This is a genomic window from Pseudomonas sp. BIOMIG1BAC, from assembly GCF_001705995.2.
Classification (GTDB): domain Bacteria; phylum Pseudomonadota; class Gammaproteobacteria; order Pseudomonadales; family Pseudomonadaceae; genus Aquipseudomonas; species Aquipseudomonas sessilinigenes.
Genome location: NZ_CP049045.1, coordinates 4,152,177 through 4,174,897 on the forward strand (window position 1 = coordinate 4,152,177; position 22,721 = coordinate 4,174,897).

A 22,721-nucleotide genomic window follows, 5' to 3' on the forward strand; every position below is an offset into this window, starting at 1 on the left:
GGCCGGACCCGGATACTGTTTTTATATACAGTAAAGAATTCGCCCTTGCCAGTTCAAGGGGGCCGGGGGGCTGGATCATGAAAAAATACCCCGGATAACCCGGACAAATCCCTCGCCAGATTCGCCAAAGCCCTTAAGATACGCGCCCCTCCCCGCCCCGAGAAAGGACTGCTCCATGCGCCACCCCGCCGCCTCCTGGTTATTGACCCTGATCCTGCTGCCCATCTGGCAGACCCAGGCCGCGACAACGCCCACGACCCCGGCCGAAGCGGTATCGAACAAGGTCCTGGCGCAGTCGCAATGGCAGGCCCAGGCCCAGCAATGCCCGGCGACGCTGATCCCGAAACGAGCGCAGGCAAGTCTCGACCGCGGCGACAACTGCAGCGAGGCCGAGCACATGGAAAGCTGCCTGCAACACTGCAAGGCCGGCGATGGCAATGACTGCTACTGGCTAGCCATCAACGTGCAAAAGGCCAAGGGCCCGGCCATGGGCTATGAGCCGCTGTTCCAGAGAGCCTGCAGCCTGGGCGTGATGTCCGGCTGCACCAACCGTGCGGCCGGGATGTTCGTGGCCAGCCCCGACGACGAGTCCGTGCGCCAGTGCGTAACCCAGACCTACGCCAAGGCCTGCGAGACGGACGACCCCTGGGCCTGCACCATGTACGGGTTCAACCTGAGCCAGGGCATTGGCACCCCGCCGGACAGCATCAAGGCCCTCAAGGTGCTGGACAGGTCCTGCAACAAGCACGGTCTCAAGGACCCGGCCTGCACCGCCGCCATCCAGCTCCAGCAGAAGATCCAGGACAAGCTCGCGGCGCCCAAGCCCTGAGGCCGCCATTCAGGACCCCATGGCTCGCCGCGGGCCATGGCCCAGGCGCTGGCGCAGCCATTCATAGCCGCTGACCAGCATGATGCCCGCCAGCACCAGCGCGGCGCCGAAGATGAAGCTCGGCTCCAGGGGCTCGTGCAGCAGCCACACGCCAAAACCGATGCCGAACAGCGGCGTCATGAACGACAGTACCCCCAGGCGCGAGGCCAGGTAACGGCGCAGCAGGCCGAACCAGATCAGGAAGCTGGCAAAAGACACCACCAGCACCTGGAAGCTCAGACTGGTGATGACCAGCGGGGTGAAGCGGATGGAGGTTTGCCCGGACAACCAGGCCGCCAATCCCAACCAGACGCAGGCACCCAGCAACTGGTACTGCAAGGTCCGGGTGGTGGGGCTCGAAGCCAGGCGTGAACAGCGCACCACCACCGTGGTCGCACCCCAGGCGGCACCGCCCAGCAGGCCGAGGAAATCCCCCAGCAATGCATTGCCCCCGGCGCCCTGGGTCGAGGGCCCGCTAAAGGCCACGACAATACCGGCGAACGCCACGCCGATCCCCAGCCATTGCATCGACTTGAGACGCTCGGCGGGTAGCCGCCAATGCAGGCCCAGGGCGGCGAAGATCGGCGCGGTATAAAGGAAGATCGCCATGTGCGAAGCACTGGTATGGCGCAGGCCCTCGCCCACCAGCAGGAACTCCAGGGCAAACAGCGCGCCCACCAGCAGGCCGGGGCGCCAGTGACCTTCACGCAGGCCCAGGCGCTCGCCGCGCCAGAGCATCAGCAGCCCCACCAGTAATGCAGCGCCAGCGGAACGCAGGGCAATCTGCATGATCGGCGCGATGTCCTGGGCGGTGGCCTTGAGCGCCACCTGTTGCAGGCCCCAGACGGCACACAGGCCGACCATCAGGCTGCAAGCCGTGGCATCGAGGGGTTGGCGTACAGCCATGACGGTTCCTTGGGTGGATGATTCAGGTGGGCTATTGTCCACCTGACAGAATTGCTAGATATAGCTGGCCTACGCCAACTCATAGCGAGTTAAAGACAACCGCATCAGAAATTTCCGGGAAGGGACTTCCAAGCAACGCCCTCAAGGCGCCGCTGTTTTCTATGGGGTTTGAATTAGCAGCAACGCGATAAAAAGACGGACAAGCCAAGGTCGAACCCAGCGTCGAGGTGATGGCTGGCACCAGGCAGGCTTGCAGACACGGCTCCCCCCCAAGTAGCAGAGAATGTTGATAAAGCTGCGCCGGAAAGAAATCAATTCCTCACTAGCAAACCCAAATCACCACAGGCAAACACTTGCAGCGTCCTGAAGGGCGCGCCTTGAGCGTTCAAATCTGCTGTGCGACTGATTCCACTGAACTCAAGTGTTAGCCAGGATCAGGCGCTGCTTCACCCCGGCTCGGCACTCCCAGCAGTACTGGCTTGGTCTCTTTCAATGAGGCACTCGGTTCGCTACTCGCCCTACCGTCTGAGAAGGCAGCTCGCCGAAGAAGTCTTGATAGTACTTGGAGAAGCGCCCCAAGTGACTGAACCCGGCGTCCAGGGCGGCGCCTTGGATCTTGTCGTGTGGCGACAACAGCATCAACTTGCGAGCGACATTCAACCGCACCGTCCGAACATAGTTGGATGGTGACATGCCCATGACCGACTCGAAACTATATTGAAGCGTGCGGCGACTCACCTTCAGGTAATTGCACATCTCCAAGACCCCAAATTCCTCATTGGAGAAATTGTCGAACAGGAGTTCACAACTTCTATCAACAATGTATGCACGGGTACTAGGCGGCAACACCCGAAGCACACCATCGGCTTCGCTCAGTGCGATTTCCTGTATGGAGCCCATCAAACGCTTGGTACTGGCTTGGCACACCTCACCTGGAGGGCTATCGACAAAGTTTTGCAGAACAGTCTTTTGGAAGTCCAGAACCGATCCATGGGAAGGCGTGATGAACGTCTCGAATACCCCCTTGAGAGACTTGATCTTTGCCCCCTCGGTGATGTGCTCCAAGAAAAAGTCTCTATCCAGCGTGACGATATAGGCACAAATCATGCTTTTCGAAATGGCATGAATAGGCTTGCCGGAGGAAACATGAAAACTTCCAGAGTTTACGTATCTTCCATTAATGAGAATATCGCTATCGCCCTGAATGTTAATAAGCATGATTTTATCGGACGGTACATATCCAATCTGTTCCACCAAAGGGGGGCGGTTGCAGGAGCTGAGTGCAACACGGTCATTGAATTGAAACTGGAGCATCATGCCGCATAGCCATGGCCTTCTGCATCACCTCGTCCATAACTTCGATTGGGCATTTGAAGTCGAAGCGCTTACGCGGTCGCATGTTCAGTTGCAGCGCAATGGCGTCCAGCTCCTCCTGGCTATGTACCGACAGGTCTGTGCCCTTGGGCAAGTACTGGCGAATCAGGCCGTTGATGTTTTCGTTGCTGCCGCGCTGCCAGGGGCTGTGCGGGTCGCAGAAGTAGATCGCCACGCCGGTTCTTTGGGTGATCTCGGCGTGTCGCGCCATCTCCCGGCCCTGGTCGTAAGTCATGCTCTTGCGCATCTCCAGCGGCATGCTATTGAGCGCGGCGCTGAAGCCTTCCAGCGCCGAAGTCGCCGTCGCGTCGTTCATCTTCACCAACATCAGGTACCCACTGGTGCGTTCCACCAGCGTACCGACGGACGAGGCGTTGGCCTTACCCTTGATGAGGTCGCCTTCCCAATGCCCCGGCATCAGCCTGTCTTCAATCTCCGGCGGGCGCACATGAATACTGACCATCTCGGGGATCTGGCCGCGCCGATCCACGCCACCAGAGCGCGGCCGGCGCGTCGTCTTGCCTTGGCGCAGACAGATGATCAGCTCCTTACGCAGCTCACCCACTGGCAGGGCATAGATCGCGTTGTAGATCGTCTCGCGACAGACGTAGGCATCTCTGAGGCTAGGTATGTTCATGTGGCGCAGCTTGCCGGCAATCTGTTCGGGAGACAAACGCTCACGCAGCATATGAACCACCAGTTCGAAGCGCTCGCTCCCCGGCAGCAGCTTTCGGCTCGGTCGACAGACTTGGCGGCGGGCCTTCATCTGCTCCTGGGCCGCGCGGGCCGAGTAGCTGCCACAGACATCTCGATTGCGGCGCAGCTCTCGACTGATGGTCGAAGGAGACCTATTGATCAGGCGAGCAATCCTGCGCAGGCTGAAGCCCTGGGCGTGGCCGATTTGGATGGTGGCGCGTTCTTCAACGCTGAGTTCGGTATATGACATAGGGGCAGCACCGTACCGGAAAGGTCAGGTGTTGCACTCAGTTTTTGCCGCCGCCGGGTGTTAATTATTTCCTTGGTGACGCGCACCCGCTTATCCAACTGGATATCAGACAGCATGCCGTGAAACTTGGACTTCTTCTCCAACTGGTGATATCGGTTGTCGAGCCATTGGTCAAGGCCATTGGCATGCTCGCAAACATCGTTGGAGACAGAAAATCGAACAGCATTGGTATCGGCGGAACTCATGATCGTTTACATCCACACGGGGGGAGCTAGTACATCAAGAGCAAGGAGCGTGCCGACAGGAGCCAAAAAACCCTTAATTTTCATAAAGTAAAGTCAAACGCCCGTAGATCCGACAAAAGTCTTGAACACAGGCTTTGACAAGCGTGTTTTTTTTAAAAAAACAATAAAAAGACCAACCAGAAATAACGATTCGAAATAATCAGACTTGAACAGGAGCACTACCCTAGTGCACACATGCTCAAGCGTGAGGCGCCATCAGAACGCTGTTACTAAGGTGTTACCGTTGTCCACAAAAAAGGGTGCACAGGGCACCCTTCACCGAGGTCGTACGAAACCTATTCGAAGTGGCCTGCCGTAACACCACCATCAAGTGCGTAGATCATACCGTTGGTGTAGGCCGCATCTTCAGAAGACAAATGCTCAATGACCTTCCCAACTTCTTCCGGAGCAGCGAAGCGACCAAGAGGAACTTCTTTCATGTAGGAGCGTTTTTCCTTCTCCGGATCAGCCGCCTCAGCGAACAACCGATCCATCATTTGGGTCTGCACGAACCCCGGGCAGACTGCATTAGAACGAATTCCAAACTTCCCGTAGTCCAGTGCCAAACAACGAACCAAACCAATGACTCCATGTTTGGACGCACAATATGCTGCGTAGCCCGAAGCCCCGCGAACACCCGCATCGGAGCTGACGGCAACGAAGCTTCCCCCCTTGAGTTCCATGAAGACTTGCATGGCACTCTTGGCCAGAAGGTAAGTGCCTGTGAGGTTGACGGAGATCTGCAGATCCCAATCACTGCGTGGCATCTCATCGATCCGGCCCGTACGAGCCACACCGGCACAGGAAACAACTGCCGATAACCACCCGAAACGCTCTTTGGCATGGGCGATCAAAGCCCTGACCTCGGATTCGTTCGCGACATCGACGGCACGAAAATCGAACACTCCACCGAAAGCCTTGATCTGCTCGGCCGTGTGTTCCATCCCGGCCAGGTCCCGGTCAGCGCCCACAACGGTGTAACCGCGTTGGGCAAATACCCGCGCTGTAGCCTGCCCGATACCGGAAGCTGCCCCTGTGATGACGGCTACGTTTTTCATGATGTGCTCCACTACTTGCTCAGTGACCAGGACTTACTGCGCGAGGAAGCCGCCATCGATGACAAATTCAGCGCCGGTAGCGAACTTCGATTCGTCCGAGGCGAGGAACAGTGCCATGTTGGCGATATCCATCGGTTCCCCCAAGTGACCAATCGGATGGAGCCTGGCCAAGCGAGCCAGTTCCGCCGGGTCATCCCCTACCATCGGGGTTTTGATGTAGCCCGGGTGGATGCTGTTGACCCTGACCTTGTAGCCTTTGCGCCCGGCGTGCAGCGCGGCGGATTTCGTCAAGTTGCGAACGCCAGCCTTGCCGGCGCTGTAGGCGGCATAGGTATCGATACCAACGATGCCCTCGATCGAAGACAGGTTGATGATCGATCCGCCGCGCGTCTTCAAGGCCTTCATGCCGTGCTTGGTGCCGAAGAAGGTGCCATTGAGGTTGACATCGAGCTCGCGCTTCCAGTCCTCGAAACTCATGTCTTCAACGTTGCCGGGAACGGCAATGCCAGCACTGTTCATCACCACATCAACCTGGCCAAACCGGGCCTGCGACTGCTCGAATAGCTCGACCCAGTTGGACTCGTTACGCACGTCGAGCCGAACGAACATGGCTTCACTCCCTGCGGCAACGATCTCATCAATCAGGGCGCTGGCGGCCTGCTCGTTGATATCCCCCAACACGAGCTTGGCACCCTCCTGGGCAAAGCGAAGAGCGGTAGCCCTTCCAAGACCTGAGCATGCTCCGGAGATAACAGCGACTTTTCCTTCAAGGCGCATGGCAGGCTCCTTACTTCTTGCTGATCTGGGCCAGGACTTTCTGCGCGACGGCTGCCGATGAGGCCGGGTTCTGCCCCGTAATGACCAAGCCATCTTGCACTGAGTGTTCGGTCCAATCCGATGCTTTGGTGTAGAGCGCACCGAGCGCCTTGAGGTCGGTCTCCACCAGATAGGGAACGTGTTCGACCATCGCCACCGCCGCCTCTTCGCTGTCGCTGAAAGCGGTCACGTTGAGGCCCTTGACGAGCGGACTGCCGTCAACTTTTTTGACCTCAAGCAGCGCGCAACCGGCATGGCAGATGGTGGCGACAGGCTTGCCTGCGCCCAGCAACGACTCGATCAAGCGAATCGACGCCTGGTCATGACGCAGATCCCAGAGCGGGCCATGGCCGCCTGGATAGATCGCAGCGGCAATGGCTGCGGGGCTTAGGCTGGACAGTTCGGTGGTGCTTTCCAAGGCCTGGTGCAACTGAGCATCCTTGGCGAAGCGAGCGTAAACCTCACTGTCTTTGAGAGCCTCGACCGATGCTGGATCGATAGGCGCATGACCGCCCTTGGGCGTTGCCAGGAGCGTTGGCTGGCCAGCGTCTTTCACCGCGTAATAGGGAACCAGGAACTCTTCGAGCCACAGGCCAGTGCTACGACCGGTGTCACCGAGTACAGCGTGGGAGGTCAGGATGAATACGACGCTCATGTTTCAGCCTCAAGCAGTGGAAAAATGACAGGAACAAGGGTGAGCCATGCCCACCCTTGTCGGCTTAGTGGATCTGCTCGCTCCACAATTTCTGGGCGTCGTAGCAGGTCTGGTTGAGCTGCGAGCCGTCCTTGAGCAGCCAGCTGATTGGCCCAACCATTTGCAGGATGAATGTGGTGTCGGCCAGCATTTTGGTCTCTTCGTGCTCGGCACCGGTAGCCTCGTACAGGTAGCCGTCCTTGATGCACAGCGCGCCGCCATTTTCAGGACCACCACGCAGTTCCAGGATGCCGTCGAAGACATAACCTTCTGCCGGGCCGTGATGGATGTGAGGTGCCAGGATCGAACCATTCGGGCAGAAGAACATGACCGTCCAGATACCGAATTCCGGCGCCACGTTCAGCAGCTTCCATTTAACGCCACCGGAGTGGAATTGCTCGGGAAAGTCCTGCCATTGGACTTCGTTGACTTGGACGTATGCGTCTTTGGGTTTCTGGACTTGCATCATCGGGACTCGCTCAGGTCGTACATTGAATTTCTTATGGCCAAAAGCTAACACCCACCTTTGCGGCCCCCTATCCGGTTTTGGCAACCAATCACCGGCGGCGCAATGTTCTTTTCTGGGAGCAATAAGACGCCGGCAGCATCTTCATAACGCTGCCGGCCAACCAGAGGATTGGATGAACGATGGATCACAGGTGCTTCGCGAACCACTCGATCGCGTACTGGGAAGACTGGTCGAAGCCCGAGAGATAGGGGTCGAAATGACCACCCTCCAGCAGCTCCAGATGCTTGGGCTGCAGTGCTTGTTCATAGGCTTTCAACGCGAGGTCGGTCACCGTCAGCGCGTCCCGCTTGGCCACCAGCATCAGCAAGGGCGTCGGACTGATCCGGTCGATCACGCTGCCTGGTTCGTACTCATTGAGCATCTCGACACTGCGCAGGGTGACTTCATTGCGCCAAGCGGGCGCCCTCTGCTTCTGGCTGCCGACAAAGAAGTCATAGGCATCTTGGCCGGGCAGTGCGCAATCACTTTTCGGATCTTCATTGACCACTTCAAGCATCACAGGTCCAGCGCCCTGATACCTGGCCGCACGATCTTCCTCGAAAGCAGCAAACAGGCCAGGCAGGAGGTCAGGCCGGATGGCCAAGCGCAGGTCCATGGAGCCGCTGATGTCTGGAACCTGGGCCACCACGCATTTCACACGCCGGTCGTAAGCCGCCACTTGCAGCACGTGGCCACCGCTGTAGCTCGATCCCCACACGCCGATACGCAAAGGGTCTACCTGCGCGAGCGTGGCCGCGAAGGTCATCGCATCACGGTAGTCGCGCACTTGCAGGACGGGATCGACTTCCTGGCGAGGCAGCCCCTCGCTGGCACCGAAGTTGCGGTTGTCATAGATCAGCACCGCGAAACCAGCATCGGCGAAGGCTTCGCCATATTTGTCCAGGTACTGTTCCTTGACCGCCGAGAAGCCGTGCGCCATCACGATGGTCGGCGAACGGCCGCGGGTACCTGGACTGAATAGCCAGCCCGCCAGGGTCAGGCCATCCTGTGTCTTGAACGCAATATCAGTGCGCATCTGGGGGGCTCCTTAAAGGATGTCTACAGCTTTGGTGTTCAGGACATCCGAGGCCACCAGGTAGTTGGGGTCACGCATTTCAACCCAGCCACAGAACGGAGGATTGGTGCTCCACCCCAGCAGGCGCTGGATACGCTCTGGATACTCGCGTACCCGATCACGTGGCACTGCGATGTAGGCGTTCTCCTCCTGGCGCAGATAACCGAGCACCAGGGTGGTTGCGATCGCCGTTCGGGGCCGATCCACAGTCGTGTTCTGACCGCCACCGTGGTAAGTCGAGCCCAGATAGATCAAGCCGTCGCCAGGATTCATCTGCGCCGGAACCGACTCTTCATAGGTTGGAGCCCGGTCATCGTCCCACTTGTGGCTACCAGGAATGACGCGAGTAGCCCCGTTGGCTTCGCTGTACTCGCTCAGTGCGTAGAGCACCTGGACTTGGCTGTCCGGGCCAGGGTGGCGGCGGTGGTGGGCAATATCGTCGCGATGCAAAGGCTGCAGCCCCTGTCCCGGCATGATCATGATTGCCTGGGTCAGCGATACCTGCAGCGTTGGGATCGCCTCGTATTGGGTGTCGTTCAGCCAGTACTTGAACGGCTTGCACAGCAGGCGTTCGGCAGCGCCATAGAAGTGCGGCTGGGTGATCAATTCCTGCATGTGCCTTGAGCGATTGAACAACCCCGATATTCGTCGCGTCTGGTTGCCTACGAAATACCCTTCTCCGGTAGGTGTCATGTCCAACTCGGCCCGCAGGTCTGCCCAAAGACCGTCGAGGGTGGATGTGTGCAACATGTTCTCGACGATGCAACCACCGTCGCGCTCAAAGCACTCCAGCACGTCATCAATGGTCGCCGTGTTGGGCAACTTCGTCAGGCCTTTCTTGCTCATGGGGAAACTCCGGGAGAAATCTGATTTCGATCCCGTTATACAAGTCCCTCCTCGGAGCCCTTAGCCAGAATCGGCAACCCACGACCGCACAGCACTGGACTGATGAAAACGTTGCTGCGCATTCCAGGCATGGGCCTTCGCAACAAGGTGCCGAGCAATGCCTATAGCTGCTGTGGTGCTTGGGTATTGGGTGATGCACTGGCCTTGATCGCGAACTTGCAGCCCGCGCTCACCGGGCCATTGATACGGGGAAGCATTTTTGCCGTGGTGGTCGGCCAACGGGGGCGTTTCATTCAAGCAAACGAAAAAACAGGCCCAGGCGCCATTTCAGCGTTGCCGATATTGGCTAGGGGGTACCGCCAGCCGCTCTGATAATCGGCTTGTAACTCGACGATTGAAACCAGGCACACAATGCTTTGTTCGAGGTCGGGACGGGCCAAAACCTTACTAATCAGAGACTAATAAAATGAATAAGACAGTCACCGTCATCGGTACCGGCCTGATGGGCTCCGCTTTCGCCAACACCCTGCTCAAGGCCGGCACAAAAGTGACGGTCTGGGATGGTCGCCCATCCGCCGCTGCCGGTGTCGTGGCCAATGGAGCTAGCCTGGCCTCCTCGTTCGCCGATGCCGTCAACACAAGTGATGTCGTGCTGTCCATCATCAGCAGCGCATCGGGCGGCGTCGCCCTGTTCCGGGAACACGCCAGCAAGCTCGACCTGAACAATCGTTTCGTGATCAACCTGAGCACTGCCATGCCTGAAGATGGCGAACAGTTCCGCTCGGTCGTGGAAGGCAACGGCGGCAAGTTCATCAATGGCGCCATAACCTCTTATCCGGATCTGATCGGCGGCCCGTACACCATCGTCCAATACTCCGGTAATCCTGACATCTGGAGGCAGGTCGAGCAGACCATGAAGCCGGTTGCCCCGGAAGGCACCCTCTATACCGGTGAGGACCTCGCCGTTCCATGCACCGTCGACGCCGCCATGACCGGCAGTTTCTACGCAGTGGCCTTGGCCGGGTTCCTGGAGGCCGCCGCCTACGCCAAGACCCACGGCGTCGACGCCATCCAGTTGGGGGACTTCGCTGACAAGTGCATCGATCTCCTGCGTTACAAGGTCAAGAAGAGCATCAAGGAAATCGAGTCCAACGACTTCAGCACCATCCAGGCCACCGTGGACGTCTACCTGGACGCCGTAGTCCAGTGGCGCGATGCCCTCCGTGCCTGTGGCCTGCGCGCAAGCCTGATCGGCGCGGTGGCCGATGACCTGGCCGAGACTCAAAAAGCGGGCCATGGCGGCCTGGGCTTCTGCGCTCAGTACCTGACGGCCAAGAACCAGTAGAACGCATTGCTCAAGCCCCGGTGCGTGCGACCCAGCCATACCGGGGCTTCTTTCTGCCCAGGCGACAGACTGGCGACGCCCACCTCAGCGCAACCACAGGCAAACACCCAGGCCACAGTGGGTTTAACCGAGGTTGCCAATTTCGGATATAGGACTGATCAAGGCGAGAGTAGCCTGGTTTCCAGGGCCGGATCCGAGCATTCAACGCCCCTGCCCTAAACTTGAAAGCTGTACACAACAAAGATAGGACTTTGCGTGTGAGGGATGATTGAAGGCACTCGCCTATCGAGCTTCCACTGAGTTTTCTGCCTCTCTATAACAAACATTACTGGCATACCTCCAAGAGCTGCCTAGAAGAGGGTCAAAATGAGCAAAATCGAAGTCGACGCTAGCTCAGGGATGATGCTGACCAGCCAAAGCTTGAACCAGGACCTGGTTCGCCAACTGAATGCTTTGGCCACTGAAGAACACACCTCCTCCGATTGCTGGAGACCGGCTCGCCCGATGATTGTCGAATCCACCGTCTGGATTCTGATAGCAGCGATCCTCTGGCTCGGCACCTTGATGATCGTCGCGTAGGAGGCCCGCCATGACCCAATCCAGTATCGAGTTCAAAAGCCATGTCGAGCAGGAGGCTCTTGCAGGACGCCTTCCCGTGCTTGCCCGTGACCGCGTCTACAAGACCTATGGCTCATTCCTTTGGACATGCTGTGCATTCAGTGCAGCAACCTGGGCCTTCCTGATCGGGAGTTACCTCCCCTACGTTGGCGACTGGCGCCTGGGTGTGATGGGCTACGTCATCGGTCTCATGATCGGTATGGCCATTGTCACACTCGCCTCCGGCGTACCCAGCCACAAATACGGTACCGATGTGATCGACAATGCCAAGGCATCCTTTGGCTATCGAGGGATTGTCGTGCCCCTGTTCGGTCTGCTCGCCACCTTGGTTGGCTGGTCGTATGTCGTTGAAGCGCTCACTGCCCGCGGCGCAGCGAACATTGCCGCGACCATGACAGGAACCGAAGTGACCGGGACCTCCCACGAACACCTGGTCATTGGTGTTGCCTTGGCAGCACTGGTACTGGTCTGGTTGATTGCAAGCAAAGGGCCCAAGCTGTTCGAGCGGCTGAATGGCTACATCGGCCCTCTGCACATGTTCATCACCTTGGTGATGCTGGGCATCCTGATCCACAAGTTCGGCCTGCAGCACCTCTGGACGACACAACTGCCTGCCGACCAGATGCTGAGCAAGGACCCGGTTCAGGGATTTGCCCTGGCGGTTGAGTTCGGTGTCTCGAACTCGATGACCTGGTGGCCCGTCATGGGCGGCCTGACTCGCCTCGTAGCCAAGCGCAAGCACGTGGTTGGCCCATCCGTGGTGGGCGTCGGTGTCCTGGGGGCGGCGTTTGTCTCGACCGTTGCCGCCTTGGCAGCCATCAGTGCCGGTACCTATGACCCCACGATCTGGATGATTGCCGTAGGTGGCCCAGTCTTCGGCTCCATCGTCATGGCGATCGTGCTGACGGCAAACATCGCGACCATGGTGGTCATGATCTACCTGGCCGGAGTGTCGGTGCAGCAGATCAAGTTCTTCGCCCGACTGAAGTGGGAGTTCCTCCTGGCCTTGCTGTTGCTCCCAGGCGTCTACTTCGCATTCAAAACCCAGTGGTTGCTCTCGGTGGTGATGAGCTGGCTTTCGTACAACGGCGTCATGTTCGTCGGCATCACCGGCATTACCCTGGTCGACTATTTCGTGCTTCGTCGCGAGCAGATCGATGTCACCAGCCTCTTCGCACACAAGGGTGGCAAGTACGAGTTCTGGAACGGGGTGAACTGGATAGCGGTCATCGTCACTGTCGCCTCGACCTTCGGTTACCTGTGGCTCTACAACCCGGTCACTGTCGCCATGGCTGAACCCTTCCGCTACCTGGGGGCATCGCTGCCGGTGATCCTGCTCTCGGGGGCAGCCTACTACCTCTGCGTTCGCCTGCTCATCTGGCCACTGCGCAAAGGCGACTACCAGGCGACCTCGGGCGTCATCAGTCGACCGAGCCTGGTCAGCCAGCGGGAGGCCGGCACCGTTGCCGTAAGCCTCTGAAGCAACCTTGAGGGGAGTTCGAACTCCCCTCTTCTACCACCAGCCACGTTGCTAGTTCGCGCCATTCCTGACGCATGTTTTTTATCGCCCGTAGAAAAACAAGGAGAAACCCCATGGGATTCGTTAAAACTGCCGAAGAAGTCAAAGAAATCCAGAAGCTCCTCGCCGATGGCAAGTTCACCACCGAAGGGGTGACGGTCGAGTTGCAGACCACTCCCGAGTTCGTGCGCAGCGTCCTTGCTCCCTGCTTCGAACCGGGCGACACGCCGACCGCCTACGTGAACATCTCGAAGTGGCAAAGCGCGATGTGCGGCGAGTTCGACTGTGCCATCGTGTTCCTCAAGTGCCGCTACAAAGAGCACGAAGGCACCACCATGCTGTGGATCATCGTCAGCGGCGACATGCCCGTGACCATCGGCCGTGAGATGTGGGGGGAGCCGAAGAAAACCGGCACCACCCAGATCTACATGGACGGTCACCAGTTCTATGGCTTTGCTGAGCGCAACGGCCAGCGCCTGATCGAGGTCAGCGCTGAGTTCGGTGAAGACCTGGGCCCGGTGAGCTACGAAGGCCTGGACTTCGAGCTGAAGGCCAGCCCCCATGTGAAAGGCATCGGCCTGCAGGACAAAGTGATCCTCACCTGCATGAAGAACATGGAAAACTACCGCATTCGCCGTGAAGGCACCGCCACACTGAAACTGACCGGTAACGAACTCGACCCGCTGGACAGCATCCCGGTGGTCTCGGTCGGCAAGGCCTGCTACTCCCAGGGCGAATCGTCGTGGGTTGTCCCATGGTTCGACACCCTGGAGAACCCCGACGCCTACGTGCCATTTATCTATGGCCAGAAGTTCGACGACTTCCGCATGTTCCACAAGGCCAAGCGCTTCGTGAAAGAGTGAGGCTCCGGCAACCGCATCCGAACTGTTTGGCAGGTTTGTTTCTGGCTCAGCGGTTATAAGTCTGAAGCCGACACTACAAGCCAGTGTCGGTTTCAGATTTAGGAGTACTGGATCGCCCAGGGACCTCTAGACACTCTGCAAGCTCATTGGACTCTACTCTGCATCGTAAGCGTCACCAGGCCATGCGTTGAAAGGAGAAAGCCTATGAGAACCCAACGATTCGCACCATGGGTTCGCTCCAAACGGCAGCAAAACTAGAAAACTAGCCCTGGCAGCGTACTTTCCTGGCACCACCTCCAGCGATGAATCTAGTGGGGTCGTGTAGGATTCGCACCTACCCCCTTTTGCTTGTCCACCCACCGGTGCCGCCATGCCCAAAGCCGCGCAACACTTGCACCTGCCACCGTTCAGCCAGGACCTGCCGGCGCCGGTGTTCTTTCGCACGGCCAACCTGCCCGCCCACGCCACCTACCCCCGGCATAGCCATGCCTGGGGCGAGTTCGTCTATGCCTACAGCGGGGTGATGGAGATCGAGCTGGACGACCACCATTACCTGGCGCCGCCGCAGTACGGCATCTGGTTGCCACCGAATGTCGAGCATGTGGGTTTCAACCACCAGGAGGCCTGCCACTGCTCGCTGTACCTGAGCCCGGAGCTGTGCGGTGCCCTGCCCGCGCGGCACTGTGCCCTGAGCCTCAGCCCGCTGGTGCTGGCGCTGCTGGACGACCTGCGCCAGGACCCGCCCGGCCTGCCGCAAAGCCCGGAGCAGCAGCGCTTGCTGCAAGTGCTGGTGGACAAGCTCGGCCAGGCGTCCTGCGCCGGCAGCTACCTGCCCTCCTCCGATGATCCGCTGCTGGGTCCGGTGCTGCACATGCTCAAGGCCAACCCCGGGGACCCACGTTCCCTGGCGGAACTGGCCCATGCCGCCAATACCAGCGAGCGCACCCTGGTGCGCCGCAGCCAGAAGGAGTTGGGCATGTCGCTGCTCGAATGGCGCCAGCGGCTCAAGGTGGTCCAGGCCCTGGCCTTGCTGGAACGCGGCCAGACCGTGGAGACCATCGGCCTGGACCTGGGCTACAGCAGCGCCTCGGCCTTCATCAGCATGTTCCGGCGGATGATGGGCACCACCCCGGACGAATACCGCCGGCAGTGCATGGGCCGGGGCTGAGCCCCACCACCTGTGCTTCAGCGGGCCGGCGCGGACAACTGCGCGAGAATCCGCTGTACCGCTTGCTCCGGTGCCAGCCGCGCAGTGTCCAGCACCAGTCGCGGTCGGTCCCAGGCCTGGTAGTCGTGGGCCAGTACCGATTGCCAGCTTGGGGGCGAAAGACCCGGGACATCCGCGCACCGGCCCTCGACCCGGCGTCGGTGCTGGTCGCGGTCGGAACACACCACTTCGATTTCCAGCAGGTCGACCTCCAGTTTGCGCGCCAGGGTTTGCCAGGCCGCGCGGCTCTCGGCCACCGGGTTGACGCAATCGGCCAGCACCCGGTTGCCCAGGGCCAGGTTGGCCTCGGCCAGTTGCAACGCAATCTGATAACCCGCACTGCCGACGTCCGCCAGGCCGGCATCACGCAGGCCCTGTTCGATACTGTCGATGCGCAGGTAGGTGGCCCCCAGGCGTGGGACCAGGGTGCGGGCGATGGTGGTCTTGCCAGTGCCAGGCAAACCGCCGAACACGATGAGCATGGGACGCTTCTCCTGGTTAGGGGTACAAATCGTCATGTGCCGTTCAGCCGCCGAGACCCTGCTGCTCCAGGCAGGCCGAGGCCGAGAGCGGCCGGGCCGGCTGGATCAGCGCCACGCCGAAACGCTTGCTGATGGCTCGCGCACCGGTGCTGGTCAACGCCAGGGCACGGCTGTCCAGGTCGCGAACCAGCCATTTGCGCTGCACCAGGGCTTGCAGCAAGGCCGCGCCCAAAGCGCCGCCCAGGTGCGGACGACGCACGCTCCAGTCCAGGCAGCCGCAGGCGAAACGCCGACGCAAGCCGGCCAGCGCCGCGACATCGATGTCCAGCCCACGGAAGAATTCACTCCCGCTGGCGCTGACCCGGTAGCCCTCCCCATCCACCAGCAGCCAGCCGGCCTCGAACAAGCGGTCGTGCAACTGCACGCCCAGGGTGCCCGCCAGGTGGTCGTAGCAGGTCCGGGCGAACTGCAGGCGATCCGGCGTGCGCGGGGTGAAGGTGCCGATATCGCCCTGGCCGATCACCATCAGGGTCTCCAGGGCCTGGGCGACCAAGGGGTCGGCCAGGCAGTAGTAGCGGTGCCGTCCCTGGACCTGCACCCGCACCAGACCCGCGTCCTTGAGCCTGGCCAGGTGCACGCTGGCCGTGGAGGTACTGACCTCGGCGATGGCCGCAAGCTCGGTGCTGGTACGCGCATGGCCGTCCATCAAGGCGCACAGCATGCGGGTCCGGGCCGGTTCGGCGATGGCCGCGGCGACCTGGGATACGCCACGGTCGGGGTGTTCGACATTCATATTTCGCTCTCCGACGAATCATGCCTTCGAGCGACTGAGGATAGTGACAACCCGAATGCTTGCCAAACATAGAGATCAATCATGGATCTGATCAGCATCCACAGCCATTCCAACCCCTACCAGCGGTACTACGCCCCGGTGCGTGCCCAGGGCGGATTGACCTACGACTCCACGCTCGGCTTGTGGATCGCCAGCAGCGCCGCGGCGGTAGCGGCGGTCCTCGAGCACCCGGCCTGTCGCGTGCGGCCAGCCCACGAACCCGTGCCGGTGGCGCTGACCGATGGGCCCGCTGGAGCGCTCTTCGCCCGCCTGATGCGGATGAACGACGGTCCGCGCCACGCCTGCCCGCGCACGGCCATTGAACCGGGCTTGCGGGCCATGGCCGAGATAGATTTGCAGGCCTGCCTGGGCCACGGTTACCCGAGGCTGGATACACCCACCGACGCCGCCGGGCTGCGCCACTGGCAATTCCGGCTGCCGGTGGCGCTGGTCGCCGGCTCGCTCGGCGTGACCATCGCCCAACAACCCGAGATCGCCCAGCGCACGGGCGAGCTGGTGGCCGGGCTCTCACCTCTGGGCGATGCCTCCCAGCGCCAGGCCGCCCATCAGGCAGCGCACTACCTGGACCAGCAAATGCACGCCCTGCTGCACGCCGATGCTCCCGGGCCGCTGCTGCAAGCGATCCGGCAACAGCAAGGGAGCCTGGACCCGGCAGACCTGCGGGCCAACCTGGTGGGCTTGCTGATCCAGGCCCATGACGCCTGTGCCGGGCTGTTCGGCAATGCCCTGCTGGCCTTGCTCGACCAACCGGCGCTGACCCAGCGCCTGCGCCACGATCCGGCGCAGCTCTGCACCTGGTTGCGCCAACAACAGAAGCTCGATCCAGCGGTGCACAACACTCGGCGCTTCGTGGCCGAGCCCTGCACCCTGGCCGGGGTGCCACTGCAGGCCGGCGACACGGTGCTGGTGCTGCTGGCCGCGGCCAACCACGACCCAGCCCTGCCCCCGGACCAGGACTTGAGTTTCGGCGCCGGCCGCCACCAGTGCCCCGGCCGGGGCCTGGCGCTGAACATCGTCGCCAGCCTGCTCCAGGCCCTGCTGGGCACGCCAGCCCTGGCCGAGCTGCGGCTACGCTGGCACTACCTGCCGTCGCTCAATGGTCGTATTCCGTGGTTCAACGATGCATCACCGCCCCACTGAAGCAGGCCCCCTTGGCAGCGTCCCGGGCTTGCGGTAAACCTGCGGCCCACGCGGTGCCCCGCACCCCGACCGATCCCGGAACAAGGAACGCCCATGCTGTTTGTAGTGATGCTGGGGGGCAAGCACCCCCAGGCGAAGATCGAGGTCCACGACGTCCAGTTCGTGGTGGCCGACTCCCTGGAAGCGACCTACCCGCAACTGCGCGAGGGCTGGTTCGGCAGCCCAGCCGGCCTGCACATCGACTCATGGATGCAGGTCGATGGCGTCGAAGGCTACAAGCTCGAGCTCAGCCCCCTGGCCCCCGCGGCCGGCGCACCCCGGCTGTTCTTCATCAACCTGGGCGGCTACGAGAGCGCCACCTTCGGCGAGGCCCATCGCTACTTGCTGGTGGTTGCCTCGGACAAGCAGCAAGCCAAGGCCAAGGGCAAGCAGCAGATGCTCGCCCATTGGCACAAGGCCCATACCGATGCCCTGCTGGATGTCGACGACTGCCTGCCGATCGACCTGTTGCAAGGACGCTACGTGCACCTGGTGCCAGGCCCGCACCAGGGCATAACGCAGCACAATGACTACATCACCCTCGGCTAGGCCGGTAGCGGCGGCCTAGGCTCGAGGCGCACCGGGCACCAGATAATCCAGGACCAGGTCGTCGATCGGCACCACCCGCTCCAGCAGGTACTGGCGCAAACGGGCGATCCGCTCCTGCTGGGGACTGCCGCGCAACCACACCAGGTAGTAACCGTCTCCCGAGGCCACCGCCCGGGGGAACGGCACCCCAACCCGACCACGCCGAATGTCCTCGGCCACCAGGTGCAGGTCGCCCACCGACAGCCCGTGCCCGGCCATGGCGGCGGAAATTGCCTGGTCCAGGGTGTCGAAGACCGTACCCCGGTCCAGCCGCAGCGCCTGTACCAAGCCCTGCTCCGGCTGGGCCTGCAGCCAGCGGCGCCAGTCGCGGCGATCCGCCGAGGGGTGGATCAGCTCGGCCTGCGCCAGGCGTTGCAGAGTCCAGGCCGGTGCATCCGCAGGTTGCGGCAGGCCAATGGGGATCAGCCACTCGTCGAACAGCTTGCAAGCCTCGACCCCGGCCCCGAAATGGCCATTGCCCAACAGGATCGCGCAGTCGTAGGGCTCGGCGTGCAGGTCCACATGATCGAAATCCATCCACACGCTGGCCAGCTGCACCGGCAGTTCCGGGCAGTCGCCCTTGAATTGCTCCAGCACCCGCAGTAGCCAGCGCATGGTCAGGGTCGAGGGGGCTTTCAGGCGCAGTTGGCCGCTGTTGGCGCGCAGGGGCAGGCAGGCGTCCTCGATGATCCGAAAGCCGCTCTTGAGCTCCCGGGCCAGGCGCTGGCCGACTTCGGTGAGCACCAGCCGCGGTCCATGACGCTCGAACAGGCGGCAACCGAACTGGCTTTCCAGGGTACGGATATGCCGGCTGATGGCGCTCTGGGTCAGGGACAGCTCCTCTGCCGCACGGGTGAAGGAGCTGGAACGAGCGGCCACTTCGAACGCGCGCAAGGCATAGAGCGGCGGCAGGGACTCGACCATCGGCGGGCACTCATCATGATAAAAAGTCATAGTAGGTCACAGCTTTTTGCGTTTTTCAACGCCGGCAAAAGCCCCCAAGCTGCGCGCCTGTCAATTGCCGGGAGCCTGGTCCGTGGAGCTGAATCTGTCGTTGTTACTGGTCTACATGCTGAGCGTGCTGATGCTGGTGGCGACCCCGGGACCGGTGGTGGCGCTGATCATCAATACCAGCATGAACGCCGGCCCGCGCCAGGCGCTGCTGACCGCCGTGGGCACCAACGCGGCCTCGCTGCTGCTGGCCCTGGTGGCGGTGCTGATGCTGACCACCGGCTTGTCCCTGGACCCGCGCCTGATCAGCTGGGTCAGCCTACTGGGCTGCTGTTTCATCGGCTGGCTGGCGCTCCAGGGCCTGCGGGAAGCTGCCGCTGCGCCCGGTACCGAACCTGAGGCCACTAGCCCACGGCGCCGTGGCCAGGGGCTGGCGACCGGCTTCCTGGTGGGGATCGGCAACCCCAAGGACATCATCTTCTTCGTCTCGTTCTTTCCCCAGTTCATCCAGGTTGGGCGCTCCCTGCAGCACAGCGCCCTGCTGCTGACCCTGGTCTGGGCGCTGATCGACTTCGCGGTGCTGGGGGCCTACATCCTCGTCGCTCGCCATGGCTTCTCACTGAAGTACAAGCGCCTGATCACCGGTTTGTCGAGCCTGGTGCTGATGGGCGTGGCACTGGTGGGGCTGGTCTATTCGGTGCTGGAGCTACTGCGCCCGGCGGCCTGAGACGTCAAACGCTGCGCAGCTCCAGGGTCAGGTGCGCCAACCCGGGCACCGGTGCCAGTCGCCCACGCAGGGCCTCGGCATTGAGGGACGCGCGGGCCACCACGCTGACGATCGCCGCCCGTGCCCCGGGGCCCACCTGCCACACATGCAGGTCGACGATATTGGCGTCTCCCTGCGCTTCCACCGAACGGCGGATCTGCTCGGCCACCTGCTCGTCGCTGGCATCGAGCAGCACTGCAGCGCTGGACTTGATCAAAGTGTAGGACCAGCGCGCGATCACCAGGGCGCCGACGATGCCCATCGCCGGGTCGAGCCAGACCCACCCCAGGTAACGCCCGGCCAGCAAGGCGACGATGGCCAGTACCGAGGTCAGGGCGTCGGCCAGGACGTGGACATAGGCCGAATGCAGGTTGTTGTCACCGTGGGCAGCGTGCTGCCGTCGATGTTCGTGATGTTCGTGATGTTCGTGATGTTCGTGATGTTCGTGATGTTCGTGATGTTCGTGATGTTCGTGATGTTCGTGATGTTCGTGATCATGGTGGTGCCCGTGGGCATGGCCGTGGTGGCCATGACCTGCTCCCAGCATCCAGGCGCTGAGGATGTTCACTGCCAACCCCACTACGGCAATCAGCGTGGCTTCGGCAAAGGCCACGCTGGCCGGCTGGAACAGGCGCACCAGCGACTCGCCGGCGATGCCCAGGGCCACCAGGCCAAGGATGATCGCCGAAGCGAAACCCGCCAGGTCGCCGACCTTGCCGGTACCGAAGCTGAAACGGCGGTTGCCGGCATTGCGCCGGGCAAAACCGTAGGCCGCCGCTGCGATCCCCAAGGCTCCGGCATGGGTCGCCATATGCAAGCCATCGGCCAGCAGCGCCATGGAGCCAGTGAGATAACCGGCGAGGATTTCCCCCACCATCATCACCACCGTCAGCACCACCACCCACAAGGTGCGCCGGGCATTGGCGTCGTGATCGGCGCCGAGAAACTGGTGATCGTGGGCCAGGTGTGCGGCCTGCTGGGACAAATTCATCGCATGGCTCCTACTTGGAATAACGGCGGATGGCTTCCAGCAACTCGTCTACGCCCTGAGCCCGCTCGGCGTCGCTGAGCTCGGGATTGGCCACATGTTCCAGGGCATGGGCCTCGATGATCTCGTCCAGCAAACCGTTCATCGCGCCCCGACTGGCAGCCACCAGATGCAGTGTCTTGCCGCACTCGGCACCGTCCTGCAGGGCCCGCTCGATGGCCTGGACCTGGCCGAGAATGCGCCGGACGCGTTTGAGCAACTGCTCCTTGCGCTCATGAGTGTGCGACATACCTATACCCCCTATACCTATATGCTGCGCATCCTGACCGCTGGCCCGTCGCCACACAAGCCACCCACGCAGAAAAAACGCCTTTGCCTGCTGCCGGTAGCGACTTGCCGACCAACGGCATGGTTCGGCAGAAAAAACTGCTGTTCGTCACATGGCGTGGATTAACATAGCCATGTGCCACCCTCAGGATCTCTCCCTCCATGTCGTCCAGAATCCGATGATTGCTGTCTGGTCCCTGCTCTGCCTGACCCTGTTGCTGGCCCTGCTGGCGTTGTGGCTATTGCATCGTGAACGCCACGCCCAGGCACAGTTGCGGGCCTATCGCAAACTCGCCGAGGACCTGCCCGACGATGTCGAGCGCTTCAAGCGCAGCCAGTATTTCGCCCGGATCGGTACCTGGGACTGGGAGGTGGACACCCAGCGCCTGTATTGGTCGGAAGCCATCTACGGCATGTTCGGTTTCAAGGTTGGCGAAGTGGTGCCCTCCTACGAGCTGTTTTGCTCCTGCGTGCACCCAGAGGATCGGGAGCGGGTACGTGAGGGGGAATTGCGCTGCCTGCGCACTGGGGAGAATCATGATGAGGAGTACCGCGTGGTATGGCCCGATGGCAGCGTCCACTGGCTGCGGGAAACCGGCAACGTGGTGAAGAATGGACACGACGCCGCGATCAAGATGATGGGCGTGGTGCGCGATATCACCGATGAAAAGGTGTCCACCCGCCATTTGCAGCGCCTGGCGCATTTCGACCCACTGACCGGCCTGCCCAACCGCCTGATGCTCGAACAGCGCCTGTCCCGGGCCCTGGAGCAGGCCCGCCTGAGCCAGACCCGGGTCGCCCTGGTGTTCGTCGACCTCAACGGTTTCAAGGCCATCAACGATCAGTACGGCCATGCCACGGGTGATCAGGTGCTCAACGTCACCGCCCGGCGCCTGCAAGGCATCCTGCGGGCCAGCGATACCGTGGCGCGCATCGGTGGCGACGAATTCGTGGTGATTCTCGAAGGTTTGTCAGCGGGCCTGGATCTGTCCGAGGAAGCCAGGCGCATCGGCGAGAAGATCTTCAGCCAACTGTCCCCACCAGTGGAGGTCGACAGCCACCGACACAGCATCGGCAGCAGCCTGGGGGTGGCAGTGTTCCCCGACCACGGGGCCCGCATGGACCAGTTGCTGCACGTCGCCGACCTAGCGATGTACGAGGCCAAGCGCAGCGGCAACAACCAGTACCGACTGGGGCAATGAACACACCGCGACCCCATTGCCCGCTATCGGGTCAATTGCCCGCAAGGCGCTCGCGCAAAAAGGCCAGGGCCTGCTGGAACAGCGGATGCCATTGCTCTGATGGCGCCTCGGCCAGGGGATGCCAGAAGAAGCTGAACTCATGGCCGCCGTCATCGCCACAACGGTGGCTCCAGGATTCGGCCAGCGCCTGGGCCACCTGGCACTCATGGAAGGCCCAGACCTGGCCGGGGAATCCGGACCGCCAGATGCCCAACGGGCGCACCGCGATGCCCTGGACCCCAGCCTCCTCCGCCAGCTCGCGGACCGCCGCCGCGGCCGCCGCCTCACCTACCTCGATGCTGCCCTTGACCAGTTGCAGGCCAGCCAATGGGTGCCGAAAAGCCAGGATTTCCAGGCCTGCGCCCTGGCGCAACACCACGGGGCAGGCCTTGTTCGCCTGCATGTTCACGCTCCCTGGC

The 22,721-nt window shown here is 61.5% G+C and carries 27 protein-coding genes; 11 read left to right on the top strand and 16 right to left on the bottom strand.

Going from position 1 to position 22,721, the window contains the following annotated elements; translation table 11 throughout:
* Nucleotides 1-175 precede the first annotated feature (175 nt).
* The gene (locus tag ATY02_RS19220; RefSeq protein WP_068584479.1) at nucleotides 176-829 is read left to right on the top strand and encodes a sel1 repeat family protein; all 654 of its coding nucleotides are present in this window, start codon (nucleotides 176-178) and stop codon (nucleotides 827-829) included.
* 9 nt (nucleotides 830-838) lie between these two features.
* On the opposite strand, the gene ATY02_RS19225 is transcribed toward ATY02_RS19220, so the two are convergent.
* The 10 genes from ATY02_RS19225 to ATY02_RS19270 form a co-directional block, all read right to left on the bottom strand.
* Entirely contained in the window at nucleotides 839-1,774 is a 936-nt protein-coding gene (locus ATY02_RS19225; protein ID WP_068584482.1) for a DMT family transporter, read from the bottom strand.
* A gap of 489 nt (nucleotides 1,775-2,263) precedes the next feature.
* Nucleotides 2,264-3,091: an AraC family transcriptional regulator gene (locus ATY02_RS19230; protein WP_164823694.1), complete on the bottom strand. Its 828-nt coding sequence runs from the start codon at nucleotides 3,089-3,091 to the stop codon at nucleotides 2,264-2,266.
* Nucleotides 3,066-4,094 (bottom strand): IS30-like element ISPsp8 family transposase, encoded by a 1,029-nt coding sequence (locus ATY02_RS19235; protein ID WP_058182715.1) that lies wholly within the window; start codon nucleotides 4,092-4,094, stop codon nucleotides 3,066-3,068. The genes ATY02_RS19230 and ATY02_RS19235 overlap by 26 nt, the downstream gene beginning before the upstream one ends.
* Nucleotides 4,004-4,339: a hypothetical protein gene (locus tag ATY02_RS19240; RefSeq protein WP_164823695.1), complete on the bottom strand. Its 336-nt coding sequence runs from the start codon at nucleotides 4,337-4,339 to the stop codon at nucleotides 4,004-4,006. Before ATY02_RS19240 ends, ATY02_RS19235 begins: the two co-directional genes overlap by 91 nt.
* Before the next feature lie 335 nt (nucleotides 4,340-4,674).
* Entirely contained in the window at nucleotides 4,675-5,436 is a 762-nt protein-coding gene (locus ATY02_RS19245) for an SDR family NAD(P)-dependent oxidoreductase (protein ID WP_068584493.1), read from the bottom strand.
* 33 nt (nucleotides 5,437-5,469) lie between these two features.
* Entirely contained in the window at nucleotides 5,470-6,213 is a 744-nt protein-coding gene (locus ATY02_RS19250) for an SDR family oxidoreductase (protein ID WP_068584496.1), read from the bottom strand.
* Nucleotides 6,214-6,223: 10 nt separating this feature from the next.
* Nucleotides 6,224-6,907, bottom strand: a complete 684-nt coding sequence (locus tag ATY02_RS19255) for a type 1 glutamine amidotransferase domain-containing protein (protein WP_068584499.1) — start codon at nucleotides 6,905-6,907, stop codon at nucleotides 6,224-6,226.
* 64 nt (nucleotides 6,908-6,971) lie between these two features.
* On the bottom strand, nucleotides 6,972-7,415 hold the full coding sequence (locus ATY02_RS19260; protein ID WP_053136081.1) for a cupin domain-containing protein: 444 nt from the start codon (nucleotides 7,413-7,415) through the stop codon (nucleotides 6,972-6,974).
* Nucleotides 7,416-7,599: 184 nt separating this feature from the next.
* Complete coding sequence (locus ATY02_RS19265; RefSeq protein WP_068584502.1) at nucleotides 7,600-8,490, bottom strand: alpha/beta hydrolase; 891 nt, start codon at nucleotides 8,488-8,490, stop codon at nucleotides 7,600-7,602.
* 12 nt (nucleotides 8,491-8,502) lie between these two features.
* Nucleotides 8,503-9,375: a phytanoyl-CoA dioxygenase family protein gene (locus ATY02_RS19270; RefSeq protein WP_068584504.1), complete on the bottom strand. Its 873-nt coding sequence runs from the start codon at nucleotides 9,373-9,375 to the stop codon at nucleotides 8,503-8,505.
* Between the two features lie 102 nt (nucleotides 9,376-9,477).
* Here ATY02_RS19270 and eutH point away from each other — a divergent pair, with 102 nt between their 5' ends.
* The 6 genes from eutH (at nucleotide 9,478) to ATY02_RS19300 (ending at nucleotide 14,888) form a co-directional block, all read left to right on the top strand.
* A complete protein-coding gene (gene eutH, locus ATY02_RS19275; protein ID WP_141698157.1) occupies nucleotides 9,478-9,747 on the top strand; it encodes an ethanolamine utilization protein EutH in 270 nt (89 codons plus the stop codon).
* A gap of 94 nt (nucleotides 9,748-9,841) precedes the next feature.
* Nucleotides 9,842-10,720, top strand: a complete 879-nt coding sequence (locus ATY02_RS19280; RefSeq protein ID WP_068584506.1) for an NAD(P)-binding domain-containing protein — start codon at nucleotides 9,842-9,844, stop codon at nucleotides 10,718-10,720.
* Between the two features lie 366 nt (nucleotides 10,721-11,086).
* Nucleotides 11,087-11,299, top strand: coding sequence for a hypothetical protein (locus ATY02_RS19285; RefSeq protein ID WP_068584509.1), 213 nt, complete (start codon nucleotides 11,087-11,089; stop codon nucleotides 11,297-11,299).
* 10 nt (nucleotides 11,300-11,309) lie between these two features.
* Complete coding sequence (locus ATY02_RS19290) at nucleotides 11,310-12,818, top strand: cytosine permease (protein WP_083235841.1); 1,509 nt, start codon at nucleotides 11,310-11,312, stop codon at nucleotides 12,816-12,818.
* A 113-nt stretch (nucleotides 12,819-12,931) separates the two neighbouring features.
* Nucleotides 12,932-13,720 carry an acetoacetate decarboxylase family protein gene (locus tag ATY02_RS19295; protein WP_068584511.1) on the top strand — a complete coding sequence of 263 codons (789 nt, stop codon included), beginning with the start codon at nucleotides 12,932-12,934 and terminating at the stop codon, nucleotides 13,718-13,720.
* A gap of 370 nt (nucleotides 13,721-14,090) precedes the next feature.
* Complete coding sequence (locus ATY02_RS19300) at nucleotides 14,091-14,888, top strand: AraC family transcriptional regulator (protein ID WP_068584514.1); 798 nt, start codon at nucleotides 14,091-14,093, stop codon at nucleotides 14,886-14,888.
* Nucleotides 14,889-14,905: 17 nt separating this feature from the next.
* Here the strand turns inward: ATY02_RS19300 and ATY02_RS19305 are convergent, their stop codons facing one another.
* Nucleotides 14,906-15,409, bottom strand: a complete 504-nt coding sequence (locus ATY02_RS19305; RefSeq protein WP_068584516.1) for an AAA family ATPase — start codon at nucleotides 15,407-15,409, stop codon at nucleotides 14,906-14,908.
* A 43-nt stretch (nucleotides 15,410-15,452) separates the two neighbouring features.
* Entirely contained in the window at nucleotides 15,453-16,202 is a 750-nt protein-coding gene (locus ATY02_RS19310; RefSeq protein ID WP_068584518.1) for an ArsR/SmtB family transcription factor, read from the bottom strand.
* A gap of 81 nt (nucleotides 16,203-16,283) precedes the next feature.
* On the opposite strand from ATY02_RS19310, the gene ATY02_RS19315 reads away from it, so the two are divergent.
* A complete protein-coding gene (locus ATY02_RS19315; RefSeq protein ID WP_068584520.1) occupies nucleotides 16,284-17,402 on the top strand; it encodes a cytochrome P450 in 1,119 nt (372 codons plus the stop codon).
* 93 nt (nucleotides 17,403-17,495) lie between these two features.
* The gene (locus ATY02_RS19320) at nucleotides 17,496-17,990 is read left to right on the top strand and encodes a DUF1543 domain-containing protein (protein ID WP_068584522.1); all 495 of its coding nucleotides are present in this window, start codon (nucleotides 17,496-17,498) and stop codon (nucleotides 17,988-17,990) included.
* Between the two features lie 15 nt (nucleotides 17,991-18,005).
* Here the strand turns inward: ATY02_RS19320 and ATY02_RS19325 are convergent, their stop codons facing one another.
* Nucleotides 18,006-18,953 carry a LysR substrate-binding domain-containing protein gene (locus ATY02_RS19325; protein WP_068584525.1) on the bottom strand — a complete coding sequence of 316 codons (948 nt, stop codon included), beginning with the start codon at nucleotides 18,951-18,953 and terminating at the stop codon, nucleotides 18,006-18,008.
* A gap of 118 nt (nucleotides 18,954-19,071) precedes the next feature.
* Here ATY02_RS19325 and ATY02_RS19330 point away from each other — a divergent pair, with 118 nt between their 5' ends.
* Nucleotides 19,072-19,707: a LysE family translocator gene (locus ATY02_RS19330; protein WP_068584580.1), complete on the top strand. Its 636-nt coding sequence runs from the start codon at nucleotides 19,072-19,074 to the stop codon at nucleotides 19,705-19,707.
* Nucleotides 19,708-19,711: 4 nt separating this feature from the next.
* Here the strand turns inward: ATY02_RS19330 and dmeF are convergent, their stop codons facing one another.
* On the bottom strand, nucleotides 19,712-20,737 hold the full coding sequence (dmeF, locus tag ATY02_RS19335) for a CDF family Co(II)/Ni(II) efflux transporter DmeF (RefSeq protein ID WP_164823696.1): 1,026 nt from the start codon (nucleotides 20,735-20,737) through the stop codon (nucleotides 19,712-19,714).
* A 10-nt stretch (nucleotides 20,738-20,747) separates the two neighbouring features.
* Nucleotides 20,748-21,023: a metal/formaldehyde-sensitive transcriptional repressor gene (locus ATY02_RS19340; RefSeq protein ID WP_058433837.1), complete on the bottom strand. Its 276-nt coding sequence runs from the start codon at nucleotides 21,021-21,023 to the stop codon at nucleotides 20,748-20,750.
* Between the two features lie 217 nt (nucleotides 21,024-21,240).
* Between ATY02_RS19340 and ATY02_RS19345 the strand changes: the two genes are divergently transcribed.
* Nucleotides 21,241-22,263, top strand: a complete 1,023-nt coding sequence (locus ATY02_RS19345; protein WP_068584530.1) for a sensor domain-containing diguanylate cyclase — start codon at nucleotides 21,241-21,243, stop codon at nucleotides 22,261-22,263.
* A 31-nt stretch (nucleotides 22,264-22,294) separates the two neighbouring features.
* Here ATY02_RS19345 and ATY02_RS19350 read toward each other — a convergent pair whose 3' ends face one another.
* Entirely contained in the window at nucleotides 22,295-22,705 is a 411-nt protein-coding gene (locus ATY02_RS19350) for an NUDIX domain-containing protein (RefSeq protein WP_068584532.1), read from the bottom strand.
* Nucleotides 22,706-22,721 lie beyond the last annotated feature (16 nt).